Below are 20,209 nucleotides of genomic sequence, written 5' to 3'. Positions count from 1 at the left end.
ACAAGCTACAACTTCCGCCACACACCGAGTACGAAGCCGCGATCCCGGGTGGTCTCTCGCCCCGTGGGCGTATCGCGCCAGCCGGCCTGCACGCTCCAGTCTCCGAAGGTGCGGACAACCGAGAGCTCGCTCTTCACCCAGCGCGAACGGACTGGGCTCCGATCGGCTTGGCCGGCATAGGTCTGGGCCAGGATCAGCCATTTTTTCGCGGGCCTGACCCCGAGGGTGGCGTCGATGCGCGTTTCGTCGGCAAGACCCTGGCGCTTCAGCCGGGCGGCCTCGAGATCGACGAACACCTCGCGCCCTTTCCATAGGGCCGAGCGGCCGTAAAGCACGCGCGCCTCCAGATCCAGGCTCCCCTGCCCCGGCGCGGCATAGCCGGCGTTGCGGCCGGCGCCGGCCTCGCCCGCGCCGACATAGACGGCCAGGGACGAGCGGTCGTCACGGAAGGCCGCCCAGCGCAGACCCAGCTCGATCGGTCCGCGCCCCGAGTAGTCCACCCAACGATCGCGCCCCCGTGTGACGCCGGCCTTGGCCTGCAAGGTCAGGCGGCTCGTCAGGCCGTGCTCGACGAACATCGACAGGCTCTCGTCACGACGCGGGTCGATGTCGACGAGGACTGTAGCCGGATCGTAACCTTGCTTGGCGTCCGACTTTTCGTACTTGGCGATCACCTGGGTGCGGCCGGGCGCCATCGGCCAGGCGCCGGCTTGCGCGGCGCTGGTCGTCAGGCGCGAAAAAGCCGCCGCGATCGCCAGGATCGCGACGGCTCTAGTGAAGAAGGAATAGACGCCTAGTCCGCGTAGCCGGGCAGCTCGCGGTCCAGCTTTCGCAGGCAGCCCGGCCAGGCCAGACCGCCGATCATGCCCATGCCCATGCCGGTCTGCTTGCGGACCTCCGCCTGGGCCTCCTCGGGCGCCAAGAGGACGTTGTCGCGACCGATCGACAGAGCCATCACCTGCTGCGCGCACGCCCGCTCCAGGAAGAACATCCCCAACCAGCACTCGGCCGCGGTGCTGCCCACCGACAGCGTGCCGTGGTTGCGCAGCATCATCAGCCTCTTGGTATCGCCCAGGTCGGCCACGAGCCGTTCCCGCTCGTCCAAGTTGAGAGCAATGCCTTCATAGTCGTGATAGGCGAGTTGAGGCAAGACGATTAACGCGTGCTGGCTCAGCGGCAGCAGGCCTTCGGCGTGGGCCGACACCGCCACGCCCTGGTCGCTGTGCAGGTGCATGACGAAATGGGCGTCTTCGCGCGCGGCGTGGATGGCCGAGTGGATCGTGAAGCCCGCCGGATTGATGAAGTAGGGCGTCTTGTCGACCACATTGCCTTCCAGGTCGACCTTGACCAGGCACGAGGCGGTCATCTCGCCGAAGAACATGCCGTACGGATTGATCAGGAAGTGGTGCTCAGGGCCGGGAACGCGCGCCGAGATGTGGGTGAAGATCATGTCGTCCCAGCCGTGCAGGGCCACGAGACGATAGAGGGCGGCCAGATCAACGCGCGCCTGCCATTCGGCTTCGCTGACCTTGCCCTTCAGGGATGAAATCGGCAGAGCGCCATCGGCCATGGGTAGCCTCCCGTAAGTTATCGTTGTTGACTTAGCGTCGCGCCGGGGCGTTCCAGCGTCAAGAGGCCCTTTGCCAACCTCATCGCTTGCCAACCGCGCGCCGGCGTCGGACCGTCCCCGCGCACACGGGGGAATCGAGACGAAATGCTGACGCTGCTGGGCGTGGCGGTGATCGTGCTGGGCTTCGCCCTGCGCTTCAATCCGCTGCTGGTCGTCATCGCCGCCGCCCTCACCTCGGGGCTGGCGGCCGGTCTGCCGCCGCTCGAGGTGCTGGCCGCCTTCGGCAAGGCGTTCAACACCAACCGCTATGTCACCGTCGCCTGGCTGGTGCTGCCCGCCATCGGCCTACTGGAGCGGGCCGGCCTGCAGGAAAAGGCCCGCGCCACGATCCGTTCGATCCGCGCCGCCAGCGCCGGGCGGATCCTGCTGGTCTATCTGATCCTGCGCCAGTTGAGCGCGGCCCTTGGCCTGGTGTCGATCGCCGGCCAGGCCCAGACCGTTCGACCGCTGCTCGCCCCGATGGCGGAGGCGGCGTCCGAACCGCTTTCCGATCAGCGGCGCGAGGACGTGAAAGCCATGAGCGCGGCCACCGACAATGTCGGCCTGTTCTTCGGCGAGGACATCTTCCTGGCCATCGGCTCGATCCTGCTGATCGTCGGCTTCCTGGACCAGAGCGGCATCACGGTCGAGCCGCTGCACCTGTCGATGTGGGCCATCCCGTCGGCCATCGCCGCGTTCTTCGTCCACGGCGCGCGGCTGCTGCTGTTCGACCGCGAACTTGCCAAGCCGGAGGCCGAGCAATGATCGGCCTGCCGCTCGTCTATCTGCTGGCCGGCCTGATGTTCGGCGCCTTCGCGGTGCTCAGCGCCCTCGACCGCGAGAACCCCAAGCGCTTCAGCAACGCCGCCTTCTGGGGTTTGTTCGCGCTGAGCTTCCTGTTCGGCGACCGCTTCGGCGACCTGGGCAACGGCTTCCTGGCGCTAGCCCTGGCCCTGATCGCCGGGACAGGTCAACTCGGCGTCGGCGCCCCCGCGACCACCTCGCCCGCCGAGCGCGAGGGACTAGCCGCCACCTATGGCGCGCGCCTGTTCATTCCCGCCCTGGTCATTCCGGTGCTGGTGCTGGTCGGAACCCTGGCGTTCAAGCGCCTGACCCTGCAAGGCGCGCCGCTGATCGACCCCAAGCAGGCGACGCTGGTCTCGCTGGCCCTGGCCGCCCTCGTCGCGGCGATCCTGGCCCAGGTCATGTTCCGTCAGCCGGCCTCCGCGCCGCTGCAGGAGGGCCGGCGGCTGATGGACCTCGTCGGCTGGGCCGCCCTTCTCCCGCAGATGCTGGCCGCCCTGGGCGCGGTCTTCGCCCTGGCCGGTGTCGGCAAGACCATCGGCGAGTTGGCCGTGATGGTGACCCCCGTCGACAGCCGATTCGCCGCCATCGCCGCCTACTGCCTGGGCATGGCGGTCTTCACCGTGATGATGGGCAACGCCTTCGCGGCCTTTCCGGTGATGACCGGCGGCATCGCCCTGCCCCTGGTGATCGGCCGTTTCGGCGGCGATCCGGCCGTGGTCTGCGCCATCGGCATGCTGTCGGGCTTCTGCGGCACGCTGCTGACGCCACTGGCCGCGAATTTCAACCTTGTGCCGGCCGCGCTGCTGCAGTTGAAGAACCGCTACGCCGTGATCCGCGCCCAGGCGCCGACCGCGATCCTGATGTTGATCGTCAATGTGGTCCTGATGAACGCCCTGGCCTTTCATAAATGAGCCTCGCCCGCTCCACCGCCTCGCGCTTCGCCAAGATCGCGCTGGGCCACCTGACCCGCGAGTACCCGAACAAGCTTGACCACGTGATGGCGGACGCCGGCGATGTCCGCTCGCCGCGTGAGCTACACCCGATCTTCTACGGCAGTTTCGACTGGCACTCGTGCGTGCACGGCTACTGGCTGCTGGCGACGCTGCTGCGCAAGCGCCCGGAGATGCCAGAGGCCGATACCATCGTCGCTCTGTTCGACGACGCCTTCACGTCCGAGAAGGTCGGGGTCGAGACCGCCTATGTGGCCCGCCCCGAAAGTCGCGGTTTCGAGCGCCCCTATGGTTGGGCCTGGAGCCTGATGCTGCAGGCCGAACTGATGCGCCACAAGGATCGCCACTGGGCGGCCACGCACGCCCCCCTGGCCGCCGCCTTCCGCCAGCGCTTCGAGAGCTTCCTGCCCATCGCCGACTACCCGGTCCGCGCCGGCACGCACTTCAACACCGCCTTCGCGCTGGTCTTGGCCACCGAGTATGCGGTGATGACCGACAATCAGGGCTTCTTCGACCTGCTGCAGAACCGCGCCATCCTCTGGTACGGCCAGGACGCCGCCTGTCAGGCTTGGGAGCCCTCGGGCGACGACTTCCTCTCGCCCGCCCTGATCGAGGCCGAGGCCATGCGCCGCCTGCTCCCGCGCGAGAGCTTCGACACCTGGTTCCCGCGCTTCCTGCCCGACCTCGCCCAGAAACAGCCCACGACCCTGTTCTCACCGGCCCGGGTCAGCGACCGCAGCGACGGCAAGATCGCCCACCTGGACGGCCTGAACCTGTCGCGCGCGTGGTGCTGGCGGCTGCTCGCGGCGGCCATGCCCGAAGAGGATCCCGCCAAGCCCCTAGCCATCAACGCGGCGCTCTCCCACCTGGCCGCGGCCATACCGCACATCGCGGGCGACTATATGGGCGAGCACTGGCTGGCGACCTTCGCCCTGCTGGCGCTGGAAAACGGCTAAGCTTCAGGCAAGGCGCGACCGTCCGCCCACTGTTTACATTCCTTGACAATGAACTCGAAGCAGCTCGCGTTAAGAGCGTTCTCGCGCCCAACGAGAGGCGCGTGTCGCATACAGGGAGCTCGTCGTCATGCCCGACGCCGCCCGCATCGAGATCGCCCCCGAAACCGACGGCTGGGTCGTCTCGGAAAATGGCCGCCCCGCCGGCCTCTTCGACAACCGCGAAACCGCCTACAAGCGTGCGCTCGATATGTGCGGCGCCTTGTTCGAACGCGGCGTGCGATCGCGGGTGTATGAGCTTCCCGAGGCCGCTTAAAGCTCGACTTTACAATCCTTTACAAAGCGACATCACTGTTAAGGTTACCATTTCATCACAAACTGATTTGCCGCGCCGCGGAGGCGCGGCTTGCCGGAGCCAGCTCATGGCCCAAACGACCCGACACCAACTGCGGACCGAGGTCCGGATTTTTCTGATCGTCAGCGCGGGCGCGTTCGCCCTGGGCCTCGCCATCGGCTTCGCCGCGATGGGCCTGCGCTAGACGCTCGCTCGCGGGGACGCCTAGTCGTCCCGATTGCCCTTCATCAGGCGGGCCTTGTCGCGCGCCCAGTCGCGGGCCGCTTCGGTCTCGCGCTTGTCGTGGTTCTTCTTGCCCTTCGCCAGGCCGATCTCCAGCTTGGCCAGGCCCTTGTCGTTCCAATAGAGCTTCAGCGGGATCATCGTCCGGCCGTCGCGCTGCACGGCGCCGATCAGCTTGTCGATCTGCTTGCGATGCAGCAGCAGCTTCCGGTGACGGCGCGGCTCGTGGTTGAAGCGGTTGGCGTGGCCGTAGGGCGGGATGTCCGCGTTGATCAGCTTGATCTCGCGCCCTTCGACCGACGCGTAGGACTCGGCGATATTGGCCCTGCCGACGCGCAGCGACTTGACCTCGGTGCCGGTCAGCATGATGCCGGCCTCGAAGACCTCTTCGATGAAGTAGTCGTACCGGGCGCGCCGGTTCTCCGCGATCGGCTTGGTCATTCCTGCAGACCGGCCTCGCGCATGGCCTCCAGGATCGTCGGACGCACGGCTTCGGCGCAGGCGACGATCGGCAGGCGAACGTCCTCGGCGCAGAGACCCAGCTGGGCCAGGGCGAACTTGGTCGGGGCCGGCGAGGAATCCAGGAACAGGGCCTTGTGCAGGCGCACCAGGCGATCCTGCCAGTAGAGGCCGGTCTCCCACGCACCTTGCATGCAGGCGTTCATGAAGGCGGCGCAGGCGTCCGGCGCGACATTGGCCGTGACCGAGATCACGCCATGGCCGCCATGGGCCATGTAACCGAGGGCCGAAGGGTCGTCGCCGGTCAGCAGCACCCAGTCCGGACCGCACAGCAGGCGCTGCATGCTGATCCGGGTCAGGTCGCCGGTGGCGTCCTTGACGCCGACGATGTTCGGCAGCTTGGCCAGGCGCGCCAGGGTCTCGTTGGAGATATCCACGCCGGTGCGGCCCGGCACGTTGTAGACGAAGATCGGCAGCTCCACGGCGTCGTTGATCGCCTTGTAGTGCTGATACATGCCTTCCTGGCTCGGGCGATTGTAGTACGGCGTCACCACCAGGGCCGCGTCGGCGCCGACGGCCTTGGCGTGGCGGGCCAGCTCGATGGCCTCGTCGGTCGAGTTGCTGCCCGCGCCGGCGATGACCGGCACGCGGCCGGCCGTGGTCTTCACGCACAGCTCGACGACGCGCTTGTGCTCATCGTGCGACAGGGTCGAGGTCTCGCCCGTCGTGCCGACCGGCACCAGGCCGTGCACGCCGCCAGCGATTTGGCGCTCGACCAGCGACACGAACGCTTTTTCGTCCACCTCACCGTCCCGGAACGGCGTGACGAGGGCCGGAATGACGCCCTTGAAGTGAGACTGGACCATGACTTGCAAATTGCCGTGAGGATGGCGCCGCGTGTGTTGCGGCAGGACGATGGGGGCGGACAATATGTCCCTGCCCCGTAACGCCGCAACCGGCGCTTCGGAGCAGCTGCGGATTTGATGGGGGAAACCGGCTTGGTCAACCCCCGCGAACCGGACTTTAAACCCTATTGAGGCCTGAATCGTCGCATAGGGGCAGGCAGAGTATTCGAGTACAAGGCTCTTAGGGGCCGGTTGATGGAGAGCGTTTTGGCTTCAGTGGTGCGTCGGATTCTGCTCGGAGGAGCTTGCATCGTGGCCGTGGTCGGGGCGGCGGACGCCCAGACGACGTCGGGCTATGCGACCTCGTACTCCAGCCAGCCCGGCCTGATCACCACCCCGCCGACCGCCGTTCCCGGCGCGCTGTCCGACACAGACAGCGCCAACCTGCAAAGCGCCCTCGCCGCCGCCAAGCGCGGCGACGTCTCGGGCGCGCGCATGGCCATGGACAGCCTGCAGGACCCGATCGCCAAGAAGATCGCCCAGTGGCAGTTGATCGACAGCAACGCCGAAGCGATGAGCTTCTTCGAGCTGGACGCCGCCCGCCGCGACCTGGCCGGCTGGCCGCGCGGCGCGCGGCGCGACGCCGCCGCCGAGAAGGCTCTGTCGACCTCCGGCCTGGATCCTGCCCGCATCATCGCCTGGTTCGGCGGCGCCCAGCCCGCGACGGCCGAGGGAGCCATGGCGCTGGCTTCGGCCTATCAGGCTGTCGGCAAGACCCAGGACGCCACCAACCTGATCCGCCGCACCTTCCGTGACAAGGTGTTCGAGGCCGACGTTCAGCGCGGCATGATCGCCCGCTTCGGCGCCATGCTGACGCCCGACGACTACAATCGCCGCGCCGACATCCTGCTTTATGGCCAGCAGGGTCCGGCCGCCCGCGATATGGTCGCCATGCTGTCCGACACATGGCAGTCCGCGGCCCGCGTGCGGATGGCCTATCGTCAGAACGCCAGCAACGCCAATACGCTCTACAACAACCTGACACCCGACCTGCAAAGCTCGCCCGGCGTGGTCTTCGAGCGCGCCGCCTATCTGCGCCGCGCGGGCATGGACACCCTGGCCCTGCCGATGGCGGTCAACTTCCCTGCCCCGCCGACCGAGGAAGCTTCGACCGCGATCTGGAAGGAGCGCAAGCAGCTGATCGTCGCGGCCCTGAAGGCCGGCAACAGCGCCGGCGCCTACGCCGCCGCCAACAACACCCAGGCCCTGGCCCCGGCCGACATCGCCGAGAGCGAGTTCTACGCCGGCTGGATCGCCCTGACCCGCCTGAAGAACCCGGACGCCGCCGCCGCCCACTTCGCCCAGATCGCCGCCGTCGGCGCCTCGCCGATCACGCGGGGCCGCGCCCTCTACTGGCAGGGCCGCGCGGCCGAGGCGCAAGGCGACCCGATCGCCGCCCAGGCCTTCTATGCCGAGGGCGCGCGTTATATCACCACCTTCTACGGCCAACTGGCCGCCGAGAAGGCGGGCCTGAAGGAACTGCGCCTGGACCGCGATCCGGTCATCACCCAGGCCGACCGCGCCCGATTCTACGGCCGCGAGCAGATCCGCGCCGCGCGGATGCTGGCCGACACCGGTAATCGCGACCTGTTCCGCAGCCTGGTCCTGTACATCGACGACATCCTGCCCAACGCCGAGGAAAGCGCCCTGCTGGTCGACTTCGCTCGCGGCTACGGCGACCAGGACCTGGCCATGCGCGCCGTGCGCACGGCCGCACAGCGCGGCTTCATCCTGCCCGAGCGCGGCTACCCCCTGCTCGACCACCATTTCACCCCGGGTCCGGGCGCGGCCGAGACGGCGTTCGTCTATTCGATCTCGCGCCAGGAAAGCAATTTCGACCCGTCGGCCCGTTCGGGCGTCGGCGCGCGCGGCATGATGCAGCTGATGCCGGCCACCGCCTCGATCGTCGCCCGCAAGCTGGGCGAGGCCCATTCGATCGAGCGGCTGGGCGATGCGCCCTACAACATGCGGCTGGGCTCGGTCTATCTGGGCGACATGGTCCGCAGCTTCAGCGGCTCGTACATCATGGCGGCCGCCGCCTACAACGCCGGTCCGGGCCGTCCGGCCCAGTGGGCGGGCCTGTGCGGCGATCCGCGCGGCGCCGGCACCGATCCGCTCGACTTCATCGAGTGCATCCCCTTCTCCGAGACCCGCAACTATGTGATGCGGACCCTGGAGACGACCATGGTCTACCGCGCCCGCCTGAACGGCGGCGTCAGCCCCCTGACCCTGTCGTCGGACCTGAAGCGTGGCGGATACGTCTATTCGCCTTCGGTGGCGTCGGCCGATACGGCGGTCACCCAGCCCTAAACGCGGCGGGCCGCCAGCACCGGTCCCGCGGCGGTCTCGACCAGTTCGCCGTCGAGCCGGAAGACCTGGCCGAGAATGTCGCGCGCCAAGGCCTGGCGCGGCGGCCCCTCGGCGACGATCCGGCCGTGATCGACCACGACGATGCGGTCGCAGGACCGGGCGGCCAGGCCCAGGTCGTGCAGGGTCACCACGACGCCCGCGTCCTTGGCGGCCTCGGCGCGCAGCAGGTCCAGGGTCAGCAGCTGGGCGTCGGGATCCAGGCCCGCCACCGGCTCGTCGGCGATCAGCAGCGGCGCGCGGGTGGCCAGGAGCCGCGCCAGCAGCACCCTCGCCCGTTCACCGCCAGACATGTCCAGCACACCGCGATCGGCCAGATCGGCCGCGCCGACACGGGCCAGGCAATCCAGCGCCAAGGCGTCGGCGGCCTCGTCCGCGAGGTCGGTCGCGCCCAGGGCGGCGATCATGCGAGCCGGCAGGTTCCAGGCGACGCGGCGATCCTGCGGCAAGTAGCCGACCAGCTTGGCGCGGTCGTCCGGCTTCAGTTCGGCCAGCGTACGCCCCGAAAGCCGCGCCTCGCCCGCCGCCAGAGGCAGCAGCCCCAGGCCCGCGCGCAGCAGGCTGGTTTTGCCCGCGCCGTTGGGGCCGACCACGCCAACCACCTCACCCGCCGCCACGCTCAGGGAAGCGGCCTCCAGCACCGCCTTGCGACCTTGCCGGGCGGTGGCGTCGGTCAGCGTCCAGAGCGCGCTCACGACCGCCAGCTCCGCGAGGCCCGCCAAGCCAGCAGGGCGAACGCCGGCGCGCCGAACAGGGCCGTGACCACGCCCAGCTTCAGCTCCTGCTCGGTGGGGATGAGGCGGGCGGCCAGATCGGCCAGCACCAGCAGCAGCGCACCGGCCAGGGCGGAGGGCCACAGGATCCGTTTGGGGTCGTCCTTGACCAGGGCTCGCACCAGATGCGGCGCGGCCAGGCCGACGAAGCCGATCACGCCCGCCACCGCCACACCCGCACCGGTCAGCAGGGACGAGCCGGCGACGGCATAGACCCGCAGGCGCGCCATCGGCAGGCCGGACATCCGCGCGGCCTCCTCACCCAAGGTCAGCATCCGCAGCCCCCGCCCGGCCCGGACGCACAGCGCCGCGCCGATCGCCATCGGGACCAGAGCCCTTAGCGCGTCATGCCAGTCCCGGTTCTCGACCGAGCCCATCAGCCAGGCCAGGATCTCGGCCGTCGCCACCGGCGAGGGCGAGAGGTTGAACACCAGCGCCGTCAGCGCGCCGCCGAACGCCGACAGGGCCACGCCGAACAGGATCAGCGCTTCGGGCTCACGGAACCGCGCGGCCAGCACCACGACCACGGCCCCCGCCGCCAGAGCCCCGGCAAGAGCCGACAGCTCGATCGCGCCGGGCAGCACGGCCAGGCCCGCCGAGATCGCCACGGCCGCGCCCAGGCCCGACACCGCCGAGACGCCCAGCACGCCGGGATCGGCCAGAGGATTGCGCAGCAGCCCCTGCATGGTCGCGCCCGACAGACCCAAGGCCGCGCCGACCAAGGCGGCGACCGCGACGCGCGGCGCGCGGATGGTCCACAGCACCTCGCCCGGCGGCGAGGCCGGGTGGCTCAGCGCCTGGGCGTACTGGGCCAGCGACAGCGGCGTCTCGCCCAGCGACACGGCCACGGTCGCCGCCAGCGCCAGGACGATCAGCATCAGGAGACACAGGCGTATGAGGCTCAACGCGCGGCCTCCGCCAGGGCGAGCGAACCATCTGCGGCGAACCAGCCGGCGCAACCGACCACCGCCGCCGGCAGCGAAGCGACCGTCCGGGCCTTGATCGCGCCCTGCAGCGCCGCGTGGCGTCCCGGTCCCCAGCGGTCCGAGCCGGCGCGGGCCAGATCGAACAGGCCCAGCACAACCGCCGCTGGCGGCGTCATCACCATCCGCTCCAGCGAGACCGGGGCGAAATACGGCGTGGTGGTGGCGTTGGCGTAGCCGGCCGCCTTCAGCATCGCGTCAACCAGGGTGTTGGAGCCGGCCGTATAGCCGCCGGGCGTGAGGTAGAGCGCCGGGCGTCCCTTCCCCGCCCCCGCCGACCGGGCCAGCTTGGCGTCCATGGTCGTGATCAGCGCCTCACCCCGCTGTTGGCGATCCAGCGCGGCGGCGACCTTGCGGATGTTGGTCCGCACGCCGTCGAAGTCGGCCGCGTCGTCCAGGGCCACGGTCGCCACGCCCTTGCCCCGCAAGGCCTCGGACAGCCGCGCGTCGCCGCCCCACAGGCGCACCACGACATCGGGCTTGGCGGCGACCAGGCTCTCGAACGTCGCCCGCCTCAAAGCCAGACCCTTGGCTGAAGCACGCATGTAGCTGTCGGGCGAGACGGCCCGGTGCGACAGGCCGACGATGGTCTCGCGCGGCGCCAGGGCCAGGACATATTGGTCAGCGCAGGAATCGAGCGACATCACTCGCGGCCCCGCCAAAGTGGCGCTGGGAACAAGAGTCATCGCCGCCAGAAGCGCGCACAAGGCCTTGGCGGCATTCATGAAATCAGTCCGTCACCAGGCCGTACAGCAGACCGTCCAGCATGATCTTCATCAACCCTTCGGCGTCGGACCAGTTGCGCGAAGGCTTGGTGATCAGCAGCGACACCAGGCCATGGCAGCCGCTCCACAGCACTTCGGCGGCCTGCACCGCCGAGCCCGAGCGCAGGCGTCCCTGGGCGGCGATCTGATGCACCGGCTCGCTGAACTTCTCGAAGCAGCGGTCGCCCAGCGCCAGCACGTCGGCGATCTTGTCCGGCGAGACGTGCTCGCCCGTGCCGCAGAACACCAGTTGATAGGTGTTGGGGTTGTCGAGGGCGAACTTCATGTACGCCTCCAGCATCACCCGCACCCGCGAAACCGGATCGATCGGTTGGGCCGCGATTTCCGTATTGAGCTCCAGCAGACGCTCGATGGCGTCGTTGCTGATCTCCAGCAGGATCTGGTCCTTGTCGCGGAAGTGCATGTAGAGCGCGGTCGAGGACACGCCGACGGCGTCGGCGATCTTGCGGATCGTCGCGCCGGAATAGCCTTCGGCGATGAAGATCTTCTCGGCCGCCGCCAGGATCTCGCCCCGACGCAAGTGCCCGTCGCCCTTGGGCTTTCTGGCGGACTTGTGAGGCTTCTTCAGAACGACCGTCACGGACTTGGCTTCCCCTGCGTTTCCCCTGTCCGACACTAAACGGGAATCACCCAGCCGTCGCAAGAACGTGCGTGGAAGGAAAGACCCGCCTCGCGCGCGCGAAAAATCCTCCCAAAACGAGCATTTTTACCATTTGACACTTTAAGGTTGAGATTCGTTTATCTGCGCCGTTGGGGCGACCAGCGTATCCAGGGGCATCCATGGCGCGCGAAGACAGACGGCTTGAACCGGCGCTCGCGCCGGCGTGCGGACCTGTGTCCGTTGAGTGGATCGAGCGGGCAGACACCGCCCCGATCGGGCGCGATGGCGCGCACCAGACGCTTTCCCGAGGGCAAGCGGCCTGCGTCTGCCTGGCTGGTCTGCTGGCGGCCATTGGCGTGGCGCTGAGCCCGATCGGGGCGATGACGATCGTGCACCACCTGTTCTTCGCCGTCTTCCTGCTGGGCGCCCTGACCCGTCTGGCGGCGGCCTGCACGCCTTTGCCGCCAACGCTCGCGCCCTCCCTGGCTGACGAGGACCTGCCAGCCTATACGCTCATCTGCCCGCTCTATCGCGAGGCCGAGGTCGTGGCCGAACTGGTCCAGAGCCTTGGGGCGCTCGACTATCCGCGTGACCGCCTGCAGGCGCTGATCGTGCTGGAGGCCGACGACGACCTGACCCTGGCGGCGGTTCGGGCCCTGCCGCTGCCCACGTTCATCCAGGTGCTGGTCGTCCCGCGCGGGACGCCCCAGACCAAGCCGCGCGCCTGCAACCACGCGCTGGACAAGGCGCGAGGCGACCTCGTGGTGATCTACGACGCCGAGGACATGCCCGACGCCGGCCAACTTCGGGAGGCCGCCGCCCGTTTCGCGGCATCGGACCAGAGCCTGGCCTGCCTGCAGGCCCCGCTGCGGATCGAGGACCCGGGCTTCTCGCTGTTCCTGCCCTCGCAGTTCCGGCTGGAATACGCCGCCCATTTCGAGGTGCTGCTGCCGGCCCTGGCGCGATGGGGCCTGCCCTTCCCGCTGGGCGGGACCAGCAATCACTTCAGGACCGCCATCCTGCGCGAACAAGGCGGGTGGGACCCGTTCAATGTGACCGAGGATGCGGACATCGGCTTTCGCCTCGCCGCCGCCGGCTATCGGCTGGGCGTCATCGACCGGCCGACCTGGGAGACGGCGCCGACCACCTGGGGACAATGGCTCCCGCAGCGGGCGCGATGGATCAAGGGACACATGCAAACCATCGCCGTCTGTCTGCGCGGTCCCGTCCCCCGCCAGCCGCGCAACGCCGTGGCCCTGACGCTGACCCTGGCACAGTCGGTGGCCTCCTCGCATCTGCACGGACCGATCATGGCCGTGATGGTCGTGCTGGCCGCGATCGACTTCTGGCCGGACGCCCACCTCACGATCGCGTCGGCGGACCTCACGCTCTACGCGCTCGGCTGGAGCGCTTCCGCCATCGCCGGCGCGCGCGGGATCATGCGGATGCGGGCGCGGCCCAAGTCGCTGCATCTGTTCGGCATGGTGCTCTACTGGCCACTGCAGAGCCTGGCGGGGATGAAGGCGCTCTACCAGTTCGTCACCGCCCCGCACCGCTGGGACAAGACCCCGCACGCCCCGCGCTCCGGCTCGCACTCTGGCCCCCACGACTCTGGACCCCACTCTGGACCTTTGGGGCCGTAAGGCGGTATGGGCGGGCGATGGCACCGAAGATCGCTCCCGCCCCCATCGTCATGCGCACCACCGGCTGGGCGGACTACGCCCTGTTGGACAGCGGTCACGGCAAGAAGCTGGAACGCTATGGCCGCTACACGGTCGTTCGCCCCGAGCCGCAGTGCTTCTGGGAGCCGCGCCTACCCGCCAAGGCCTGGGAAGACGCCGACGCCGTCTTCGACCCCTCCGACGAGGACGAGGCTGGTCGCTGGCGCTTCAAGGGCAAGCCGATCGAGAAGTTCGACCTGGCCTGGGGCGAAGCCAGGTTCCACGGCCAGTTCACGCCGTTCCGGCACCTGGCCTTCTTCCCCGAGCAGGCCGCTAACTGGGCCTGGCAGGATGAACGCGTCCGCGCGCTCTGCAAGGGTTCCGGACCTCAGCCCAAGATCCTGAATCTGTTCGGCTATACGGGCGTGGCCTCGCTGGTCTGCGCCGCTGCTGGCTCGGCCGTGACCCATGTCGACGCCTCCAAGAAGTCGGTCGGCTTCGCGCGCGAGAACGCCGCCTTCGCCGGCCTGGCCGACAAGCCGATCCGCTGGATCGTCGAGGACGCCCGCAAGTTCGTGGCCCGCGAAGTGCGGCGCGGCAATAAGTACGACGGCGTCATCCTGGACCCGCCCAAGTTCGGGCGCGGCGCCGACGGCGAGGTCTGGCGTCTGTTCGAGGACCTGGCGGCCCTGACCAAGGACTGCGCCGCCCTGCTCAGCGACGACGCCTCGTTCCTGCTGATGAACGCCTATGCCGCCCGCGTCTCGGGCGCGGCGATGTCGGGCCTGCTGGCCCAGGAGCTTCAAGGCCGGGGCGGCGTCATCGATTGGGGCGAGCTGTCCCTGGTCGAGGAAAAGGGCGACCGCCAGATCGGCCTGTCGTTCTTCGCCCGCTGGTCTGCCCAAGACAAGTTTGGTGAAGGGTAACGGCGATGAACACCAAGACCGTCACCTCGCTGACCAACACCACCGTCAAGGCCGTCCGCGCCCTGCACATGCGCAAGGAGCGCGAAGACAGCGGCCTGTTCTTGGCCGAGGGCCTGAAGATCGTCATCGAGGCGATCGATTGCGGCCACGCGCCCAAGATCGTCATGTACGGCCCGGACGCCGCCGACCATCCGATGCTGAAGAAGGCCGTCGCCGCGTGCCTCAAGGCCGGCGGCGAAGTCATTGAGGTCAATCGGGAAATCCTCGAGAAGGTCTCGCGCCGCGACAACCCGCAGGCGGTCGTCGCCGTGTTCAAGCAGGTCTACACGCGGCTGTCGGCCATCGTGCCCGAGAGCGCGCCGTGCTGGGTGGCCATGCAGGCCGTCCGCGATCCGGGCAACCTGGGCACCGTGATCCGCACCGCGGACGCGGCGGGCTGCGGCGGGGTGATCCTGGTCGGCGACTGCGTCGACCCCTACTCGGTCGAAGGCGTCCGCGCGACCATGGGCTCGATCTTCGCGGTGAAGATCGCCAAGGCGACGATCCCCGAGTTCCTGGCCTGGCGCGAGAGCTGGCCGGGCAGCGTGGTCGGCACCCTGCTGACCGCCACGGTCGACCACAAGAGCGCCGACTATGTGAAGCCCTCGCTGATCCTGATGGGCAACGAACAGCAGGGCCTTCCGCCCGAACTGGCCGCCGCCTGCGACGTCAACGTCAAGATCCCGATGCGTGGCCGCGCCGACAGCCTGAACCTGTCGGTGGCCACGGGGATCATGATCTATACGGTGACGGGTTAGGTCCCCCGAGGCTTGGCCCGCGTCGTCGGCGCGGTGTTTGCCGGGTCGTCCGGCCAGACGTGGCGGGGGTAGCGGCCCTTCATCTCGATCTTCACCTCGCGCCACGAGCCTTTCCAGAAGCCCGGCAGGTCGCGGGTGATCTGGATCGGCTTGTGGCCGGGCGACAGCAGCGACAGCACCAGCGGAACCTTGCCGCCGGCGATGCTGGGGTGCTCGGTCAGGCCGAACAGCTCCTGCACGCGGATGTCGATGCGCGGACCGGCCTCGGCGGCGTAGTCGATGGCCACGGTGGTGCCCGTCGGGGCCTTGAAGCGAGCCGGCAGCATGGCGTCGACCTTCTGCTGCAGGTCCCAGGCGACCAGCGCGCGGATCGCGCCGTCCAGGCTATTCTCGTCGACGCTGGCCAGCGACGAGCGCCCATGCAGCAGCGGCTCCAGCCATTCATCCAACCGCGCCACTAGGGCGGCGTCGGACAGATCGGGCCAGGCCTCGCCGTCCAGCGCGCGCAGGAACGCCACCCGGCTGCGGAAGCCCTCGATCCCCTGCCCCAGGCGCAGTCCGAAGAGGCCATCGGCGCGGACCTGGTCCATCAGCGCGCCGGCGATCATGGCCGGGTCGGGGTTCTCGATCAGGCGCTCTTCCAGCACGAGGCGGCCCAGGCGAAGCAGGCGCTTGGCGCGGACCTTGCCGCCCGTGGTCTCAAGGCGGTCCTCGGCCAGCAGGCGGTCGGCGAAGGTCTCGCGCAGCTCGGCCTCATCGACGGCGGCGGCCAGCAGGATGCGGTCGCGGCTGTCGCCGCCGCCCAGCTCGCCCACGGCCAGCCAGGCCTCGCGGGCCAGAGGATCGGTGGGCTCCAGATAGACGCCGCGCCCGCCGGCCAGCTGGAACTCGCCGGGCTTGCCGCGCGCCTTGGCGACGCGCTCGGGATAGGCCTCGGCCAGCATCAGGCCGGCTTCGAGCACCTTGGCGCCGGAGCGTTTGCCGGCCGCGCGGCTCCAGCGTTCGACCAGAGCCATGGCGTCGCGGGCGCGCGGCGAGCGGTCGCGATGCAGGTTCTCCAGCCGCCGACGCAGGTCGACGTCCTTGCCGCCGAGACCTTGCTCGGTCAGCACGGCGGCGATCTCGGCGGCCTCTCGCGCCTGACCCGAGGCGGCGGCCCGGACGACCATGTGCGCCAGGCGCGGCGGCAGCGGCATCTCGGCCAGGGCCTTGCCGTGCGGCGTGAGATCCCCCTGCCCGTCCAGGGCCTGGATGCGGGTCAGCAGGGTCCGCGCCTCGGCGAAGGCGGCGGGTGGAGGCGGATCGAGGAAGGTCAGGCCCGAAGGATCGCGCGCGCCCCAACGGGCAAGATCCAGGGCCAGGCGCGAGAGATCCGCCTCCAGGATCTCCGGCCGCGCGAAGGCCGGTAGCGCCCGGGTCTCGGGCTCGTCCCACAGGCGGTAGCAGACGCCGGGTTCGGTGCGGCCGGCGCGGCCCCGGCGCTGGTCGGCGGCGGCGCGGCTGACGCGGACGGTGTCCAGGCGGGTGATCCCCGAGGCTGGATCATAGCGCGGCACGCGGGCCAGGCCGGCGTCGATCACCACCCGCACGCCCTCGATGGTCAGGCTGGTCTCGGCGATCGAGGTGGCCAGCACCACCTTGCGGCGGCCCGCCGGCGCGACGGCGATGGCGCGGTCCTGCACGGCCGGATCGAGCGCACCGTACAGGGGCGCTATGTCTACGTCCGGCCGGCGCAGGCGTTCGTTCAGCCAGCTCTCGGCCCGGCGAATCTCGCCCTGGCCCGGCAGGAAAACGAGGACACTGCCGATCTCCTCGGCCAGAGCCCGCTCGACGGCGCGGCCGACGCGTTCCTCCAACCGCTGGCGCTCATCGCGGCCCAGATAGCGGGTGTCGACCGGGAACATCCGCCCCTGACTCTCGACGATCGGCGCGTCGTTCAGCAACGCCGAGATCCGCGCGCCGTCCAGGGTCGCCGACATGACCAGCAGGCGCAGGTCTTCGCGCAGCACGCTCTGGACGTCGCGGGCGAAGGCCAGGCCAAGGTCGGCGTCGAGGCTGCGTTCGTGGAACTCGTCGAACAGCACGGCGGCAACGCCGTCCAGGCCCGGGTCGTCGAGAATCATCCGGGTAAAGACGCCTTCGGTGACGACCTCGATGCGCGTCCGGCTTGAGACCTTGGACTGCAGGCGCACCCGGAAGCCGACCGTCTCGCCGACGGATTCGCTCAAGTTCGCGGCCATGCGAGAGGCGGCGGCGCGCGCGGCCAGGCGGCGGGGCTCCAGAACGATGATCTTGCGGCCTTGCGTCCACGGCTCGTCCAGCAGCGCCAAGGGCACGGCCGTGGTCTTGCCCGCGCCGGGCGGCGCGACGAGAACGGCGGTCTCCCGTTCGGCGAGGGCGCCTTTCAGCGCCGGAAGGGCCTCGAAAATGGGCAACATCGCGCCCGCTTTAGCCGCAGCCGCCCTCGCGGCCAAGCAGCACTGGACGAGCGGGGGTCGCGGAGAACATTTACGCGCATCCGCTGCTCGACCTTGACCCCATGCTCATAAACGGGTCACGGTCCGCAAAATTTTCTAAAGGCGACCCCAGGGGGGAGTCTTGCCTATCAGGAGGAACTATGTGGCGCGTAAAATCGCTTGATGCGATCCTAGCGACGGCTCAGAAAAAATCCCTTCACCGCTCGCTTGGCCCCATTCAGCTGACGCTGCTCGGGGTTGGCGCGATCATCGGTACTGGCATCTTCGTTCTGACCGCCGCCGCCGCCCAGAAGGCCGGTCCGGGCATGATGTGGAGCTTCGTGATCGCCGGCGCCGTCTGCGCCATCGCCGCGCTCTGCTATTCCGAACTGGCCTCGATGGTCCCGGTCTCGGGCTCCGCCTACACCTACACCTACGCCGTCATGGGCGAACTGCTGGCCTGGATGGTCGGCTGGGCGCTGATCCTCGAATACGCCGTCGCGGCGTCGGCCGTGTCGGCCGGCTGGTCCGGCTACTTCCTGGGGCTGATCGAGCATGCGTTCGGATTCCAGTGGCCAGCCTTGTTCAAGTCGGGGCCCGCCTGGTCGATGAACGGCTGGATGCCCGCCGCGGACTTCAGCGTCGGCATCGTCAACATACCGGCCATCGTCGTGGCCCTGGCGGTGACGGCCCTGCTGGTCCTTGGCACCACCGAAAGCGCCCGCGTCAACGCGGTACTGGTGGCGATCAAGGTCACGGCCCTGACCGTGTTCGTGGTCCTGACCCTGCCGGCCGTGAAGACCGGCAACTTCTCGCCGTTCACCCCGAACGGCTGGTTCGGCCCCGCCGGCACGACGGGCATGGGCGTGGTCGGCGCCGCCGCCTCGATCTTCTTCGCCTATGTCGGCTTCGACGCCGTGTCGACCGCCGCCGAGGAGACCAAGAACCCGCAGCGCAACGTCCCGATCGGCCTGATCGGCTCGCTGGCCATCTGCACCGTTTTCTATCTGCTGGTCGCGGCCGGCGCGATCGGCGCCATCGGCGCTCAGCCGGTGCTCGGCGCCGACGGTTCGGCTGTCCAGCCCGGATCGGCCGCCTTCCAGGCCGCTTGCGCCCTGAGCGAGAACGCCAATCGACTGGTCTGCTCGAACGAGGCCCTGGCCCACGTCCTGCGCGAGATCAACTGGCCGATCGTCGGCAACGCCCTCGGCCTGGCCGCCAACCTGGCTCTGCCCTCCGTCATCCTGATGATGATCTACGGCCAGACCCGCATCTTCTTCGTCATGGCCCGCGACGGCCTGCTGCCGGAGAAGCTGGCCACCATCCACCCCAAGTGGAAAACCCCGCACATCGTCACGATCGCCACCGGCATCTTCGTGGCCCTGGCCGCGGCCTTCTTCCCGGTCGGCCAACTGGCCGACATCTCCAACTCCGGCACGCTGTTCGCCTTCTTCATGGTGGCGATCGCGGTGATGGTGCTGCGGGTGAAGGATCCGAACCGTCCGCGTCCGTTCAAGACCCCGTTCGTGTGGGTCGTGGCCCCACTGGCCATGATCGGCTGCGCTGCGCTGTACTTCAACCTGCCGGCCGAAGCGATGCTGGTTCTGCCGATCTGGGGCGCCATCGGTCTGGTGATCTATTTCGCCTATGGCTACCGCAAGAGCCATGTCGGCCGCGGCCTGACGGACGTTCCGGAACTGGCTTCGGACGCACCCGGCGGTCCGGTTCCCCCTATGCCGGGCGCCCCGGCCCCGGGTTCGAAGGAAGAACGCGATTGATCTTCGGCTGTTAGGCCTTAGGTCAGAGAGGGCGGGCGCTTCGGCTCCCGCCCTTTTCTTTTGGAGGTCGCCTCGATGACCCAAGGCATGCCCATCGCCGCCGTGATCGCCCCGGTCACGCCGCTGCAGCAGAACTGCACGATCGTCTGGTGCACGAAGACGATGAAGGCCGCCGTGATCGATCCGGGCGGCGAGGTCGACCGCCTGCTCAAGGCCATCGCCGACAAGGGCCTGACGCTGGAGAAGATCTGGATCACTCACGGCCACATGGACCATGCCGGCGGCGCGGCCGAACTGAAGGCCCGCACCGGCGTCCCGATCGAGGGCCCGCACGAGGACGACCAGTTCTGGATCGACCAAATCCAGCAGTCCGGTGAAATGTACGGCATGCCCGAGGCCCGGATCTTCGTCACGGACCGCTGGCTGAACGACGGCGACACCGTCACCCTTGGCGAGACGGCGTTCGAGGTCTTCCACTGCCCCGGCCACACGCCCGGCCACGTCGTGTTCTTCCATCGCGAGACCAAATTCGCCCAGGTCGGCGACGTGCTGTTCCAGGGCTCGATCGGCCGCACCGACTTCCCGCGGGGCAACCATCAGGACCTGATCGACGCGATCACCCAAAAGCTGTGGCCATTGGGCGAGGACGTGCGGTTCGTGCCCGGCCACGGGCCGATGTCGACCTTCGGGGCCGAGCGGCGCAACAACCCGTTCGTGGGCGATCGCGTGGTGGCGGCGATGGAAGCGCAAGGCCCGGCCTATCAGGCGCCGAAAAACCACTCGCCAGGCTGAGGAAAGACGCGCCGCCCGTGCGACACTGGA

Annotated in this window: 19 protein-coding genes and 1 pseudogene; 11 read left to right on the top strand and 9 right to left on the bottom strand. The window is 69.0% G+C overall.

Annotation, left to right across the window (positions count from 1 at the left end; all coding sequences use genetic code 11):
* Positions 1 to 5: 5 nt before the first annotated feature.
* Positions 6 to 695, bottom strand: a complete 690-nt coding sequence (locus ACW175_RS08700; protein WP_492104171.1) for a hypothetical protein — start codon at positions 693 to 695, stop codon at positions 6 to 8.
* A gap of 98 nt (positions 696 to 793) precedes the next feature.
* Positions 794 to 1,570, bottom strand: a complete 777-nt coding sequence (locus ACW175_RS08695) for a class II aldolase/adducin family protein (protein ID WP_492104170.1) — start codon at positions 1,568 to 1,570, stop codon at positions 794 to 796.
* A gap of 144 nt (positions 1,571 to 1,714) precedes the next feature.
* Here ACW175_RS08695 and ACW175_RS08690 point away from each other — a divergent pair, with 144 nt between their 5' ends.
* The 5 genes and pseudogenes from ACW175_RS08690 (at position 1,715) to ACW175_RS08670 (ending at position 4,858) form a co-directional block, all read left to right on the top strand.
* Entirely contained in the window at positions 1,715 to 2,374 is a 660-nt protein-coding gene (locus ACW175_RS08690; RefSeq protein ID WP_492104169.1) for a DUF969 domain-containing protein, read from the top strand.
* The gene (locus ACW175_RS08685) at positions 2,371 to 3,327 is read left to right on the top strand and encodes a DUF979 domain-containing protein (RefSeq protein WP_492104168.1); all 957 of its coding nucleotides are present in this window, start codon (positions 2,371 to 2,373) and stop codon (positions 3,325 to 3,327) included. The genes ACW175_RS08690 and ACW175_RS08685 overlap by 4 nt, the downstream gene beginning before the upstream one ends.
* Positions 3,324 to 4,322 carry a DUF2891 domain-containing protein gene (locus ACW175_RS08680; protein WP_492104167.1) on the top strand — a complete coding sequence of 333 codons (999 nt, stop codon included), beginning with the start codon at positions 3,324 to 3,326 and terminating at the stop codon, positions 4,320 to 4,322. The genes ACW175_RS08685 and ACW175_RS08680 overlap by 4 nt, the downstream gene beginning before the upstream one ends.
* 127 nt (positions 4,323 to 4,449) lie before the next feature.
* A complete protein-coding gene (locus ACW175_RS08675; RefSeq protein WP_492104166.1) occupies positions 4,450 to 4,635 on the top strand; it encodes a hypothetical protein in 186 nt (61 codons plus the stop codon).
* Positions 4,636 to 4,725: 90 nt separating this feature from the next.
* Positions 4,726 to 4,858 (top strand): annotated as a pseudogene (locus tag ACW175_RS08670) (hypothetical protein).
* 20 nt (positions 4,859 to 4,878) lie between these two features.
* Here ACW175_RS08670 and smpB read toward each other — a convergent pair.
* Together smpB and dapA are read right to left on the bottom strand one after the other, a co-directional pair.
* Positions 4,879 to 5,337: an SsrA-binding protein SmpB gene (gene smpB, locus ACW175_RS08665; RefSeq protein ID WP_099576981.1), complete on the bottom strand. Its 459-nt coding sequence runs from the start codon at positions 5,335 to 5,337 to the stop codon at positions 4,879 to 4,881.
* Entirely contained in the window at positions 5,334 to 6,221 is an 888-nt protein-coding gene (dapA, locus tag ACW175_RS08660) for a 4-hydroxy-tetrahydrodipicolinate synthase (RefSeq protein WP_492104165.1), read from the bottom strand. The genes smpB and dapA overlap by 4 nt, the downstream gene beginning before the upstream one ends.
* A gap of 246 nt (positions 6,222 to 6,467) precedes the next feature.
* Between dapA and ACW175_RS08655 the strand changes: the two genes are divergently transcribed.
* The gene (locus ACW175_RS08655) at positions 6,468 to 8,570 is read left to right on the top strand and encodes a lytic transglycosylase domain-containing protein (protein ID WP_492104928.1); all 2,103 of its coding nucleotides are present in this window, start codon (positions 6,468 to 6,470) and stop codon (positions 8,568 to 8,570) included.
* Here ACW175_RS08655 and ACW175_RS08650 read toward each other — a convergent pair.
* Genes ACW175_RS08650 through ACW175_RS08635 form a run of 4 tightly spaced genes read right to left on the bottom strand, consistent with a single transcriptional unit; the run spans position 8,567 to position 11,748 of the window.
* On the bottom strand, positions 8,567 to 9,322 hold the full coding sequence (locus tag ACW175_RS08650; RefSeq protein ID WP_492104164.1) for an ABC transporter ATP-binding protein: 756 nt from the start codon (positions 9,320 to 9,322) through the stop codon (positions 8,567 to 8,569). The genes ACW175_RS08655 and ACW175_RS08650 overlap by 4 nt on opposite strands.
* Positions 9,319 to 10,359, bottom strand: coding sequence for a FecCD family ABC transporter permease (locus ACW175_RS08645; RefSeq protein WP_492104163.1), 1,041 nt, complete (start codon positions 10,357 to 10,359; stop codon positions 9,319 to 9,321). The genes ACW175_RS08650 and ACW175_RS08645 overlap by 4 nt, the downstream gene beginning before the upstream one ends.
* A complete protein-coding gene (locus tag ACW175_RS08640) occupies positions 10,302 to 11,108 on the bottom strand; it encodes an ABC transporter substrate-binding protein (RefSeq protein ID WP_492104162.1) in 807 nt (268 codons plus the stop codon). The genes ACW175_RS08645 and ACW175_RS08640 overlap by 58 nt, the downstream gene beginning before the upstream one ends.
* Positions 11,109 to 11,112: 4 nt before the next feature.
* A complete protein-coding gene (locus ACW175_RS08635; protein ID WP_492104161.1) occupies positions 11,113 to 11,748 on the bottom strand; it encodes a TetR/AcrR family transcriptional regulator in 636 nt (211 codons plus the stop codon).
* Between the two features lie 200 nt (positions 11,749 to 11,948).
* Here ACW175_RS08635 and ACW175_RS08630 point away from each other — a divergent pair, with 200 nt between their 5' ends.
* Genes ACW175_RS08630 through ACW175_RS08620 form a run of 3 tightly spaced genes read left to right on the top strand, consistent with a single transcriptional unit; the run spans position 11,949 to position 15,153 of the window.
* Positions 11,949 to 13,412 (top strand): glycosyltransferase, encoded by a 1,464-nt coding sequence (locus ACW175_RS08630; RefSeq protein ID WP_492104160.1) that lies wholly within the window; start codon positions 11,949 to 11,951, stop codon positions 13,410 to 13,412.
* Between the two features lie 17 nt (positions 13,413 to 13,429).
* Positions 13,430 to 14,356 (top strand): RsmD family RNA methyltransferase, encoded by a 927-nt coding sequence (locus tag ACW175_RS08625; RefSeq protein ID WP_492104159.1) that lies wholly within the window; start codon positions 13,430 to 13,432, stop codon positions 14,354 to 14,356.
* A gap of 5 nt (positions 14,357 to 14,361) precedes the next feature.
* Complete coding sequence (locus ACW175_RS08620) at positions 14,362 to 15,153, top strand: TrmH family RNA methyltransferase (protein ID WP_492104158.1); 792 nt, start codon at positions 14,362 to 14,364, stop codon at positions 15,151 to 15,153.
* Here the strand turns inward: ACW175_RS08620 and hrpB are convergent.
* Positions 15,150 to 17,591: an ATP-dependent helicase HrpB gene (hrpB, locus tag ACW175_RS08615; RefSeq protein ID WP_492104157.1), complete on the bottom strand. Its 2,442-nt coding sequence runs from the start codon at positions 17,589 to 17,591 to the stop codon at positions 15,150 to 15,152. The two genes, ACW175_RS08620 and hrpB, sit on opposite strands and share 4 nt — an antisense overlap.
* Positions 17,592 to 17,770: 179 nt before the next feature.
* Between hrpB and ACW175_RS08610 the strand changes: the two genes are divergently transcribed.
* Both ACW175_RS08610 and ACW175_RS08605 read left to right on the top strand, forming a co-directional pair.
* Positions 17,771 to 19,387 (top strand): amino acid permease, encoded by a 1,617-nt coding sequence (locus ACW175_RS08610; protein ID WP_492104156.1) that lies wholly within the window; start codon positions 17,771 to 17,773, stop codon positions 19,385 to 19,387.
* 75 nt (positions 19,388 to 19,462) lie between these two features.
* Positions 19,463 to 20,179, top strand: a complete 717-nt coding sequence (locus ACW175_RS08605) for an MBL fold metallo-hydrolase (protein WP_492104155.1) — start codon at positions 19,463 to 19,465, stop codon at positions 20,177 to 20,179.
* Positions 20,180 to 20,209 lie beyond the last annotated feature (30 nt).

It is taken from the genome of Caulobacter sp. FV1ye6ST (assembly GCF_058681225.1).
Note: the sequence above shows the minus strand (reverse complement) of the source record. Positions and strands in the feature narration are given on the sequence as shown.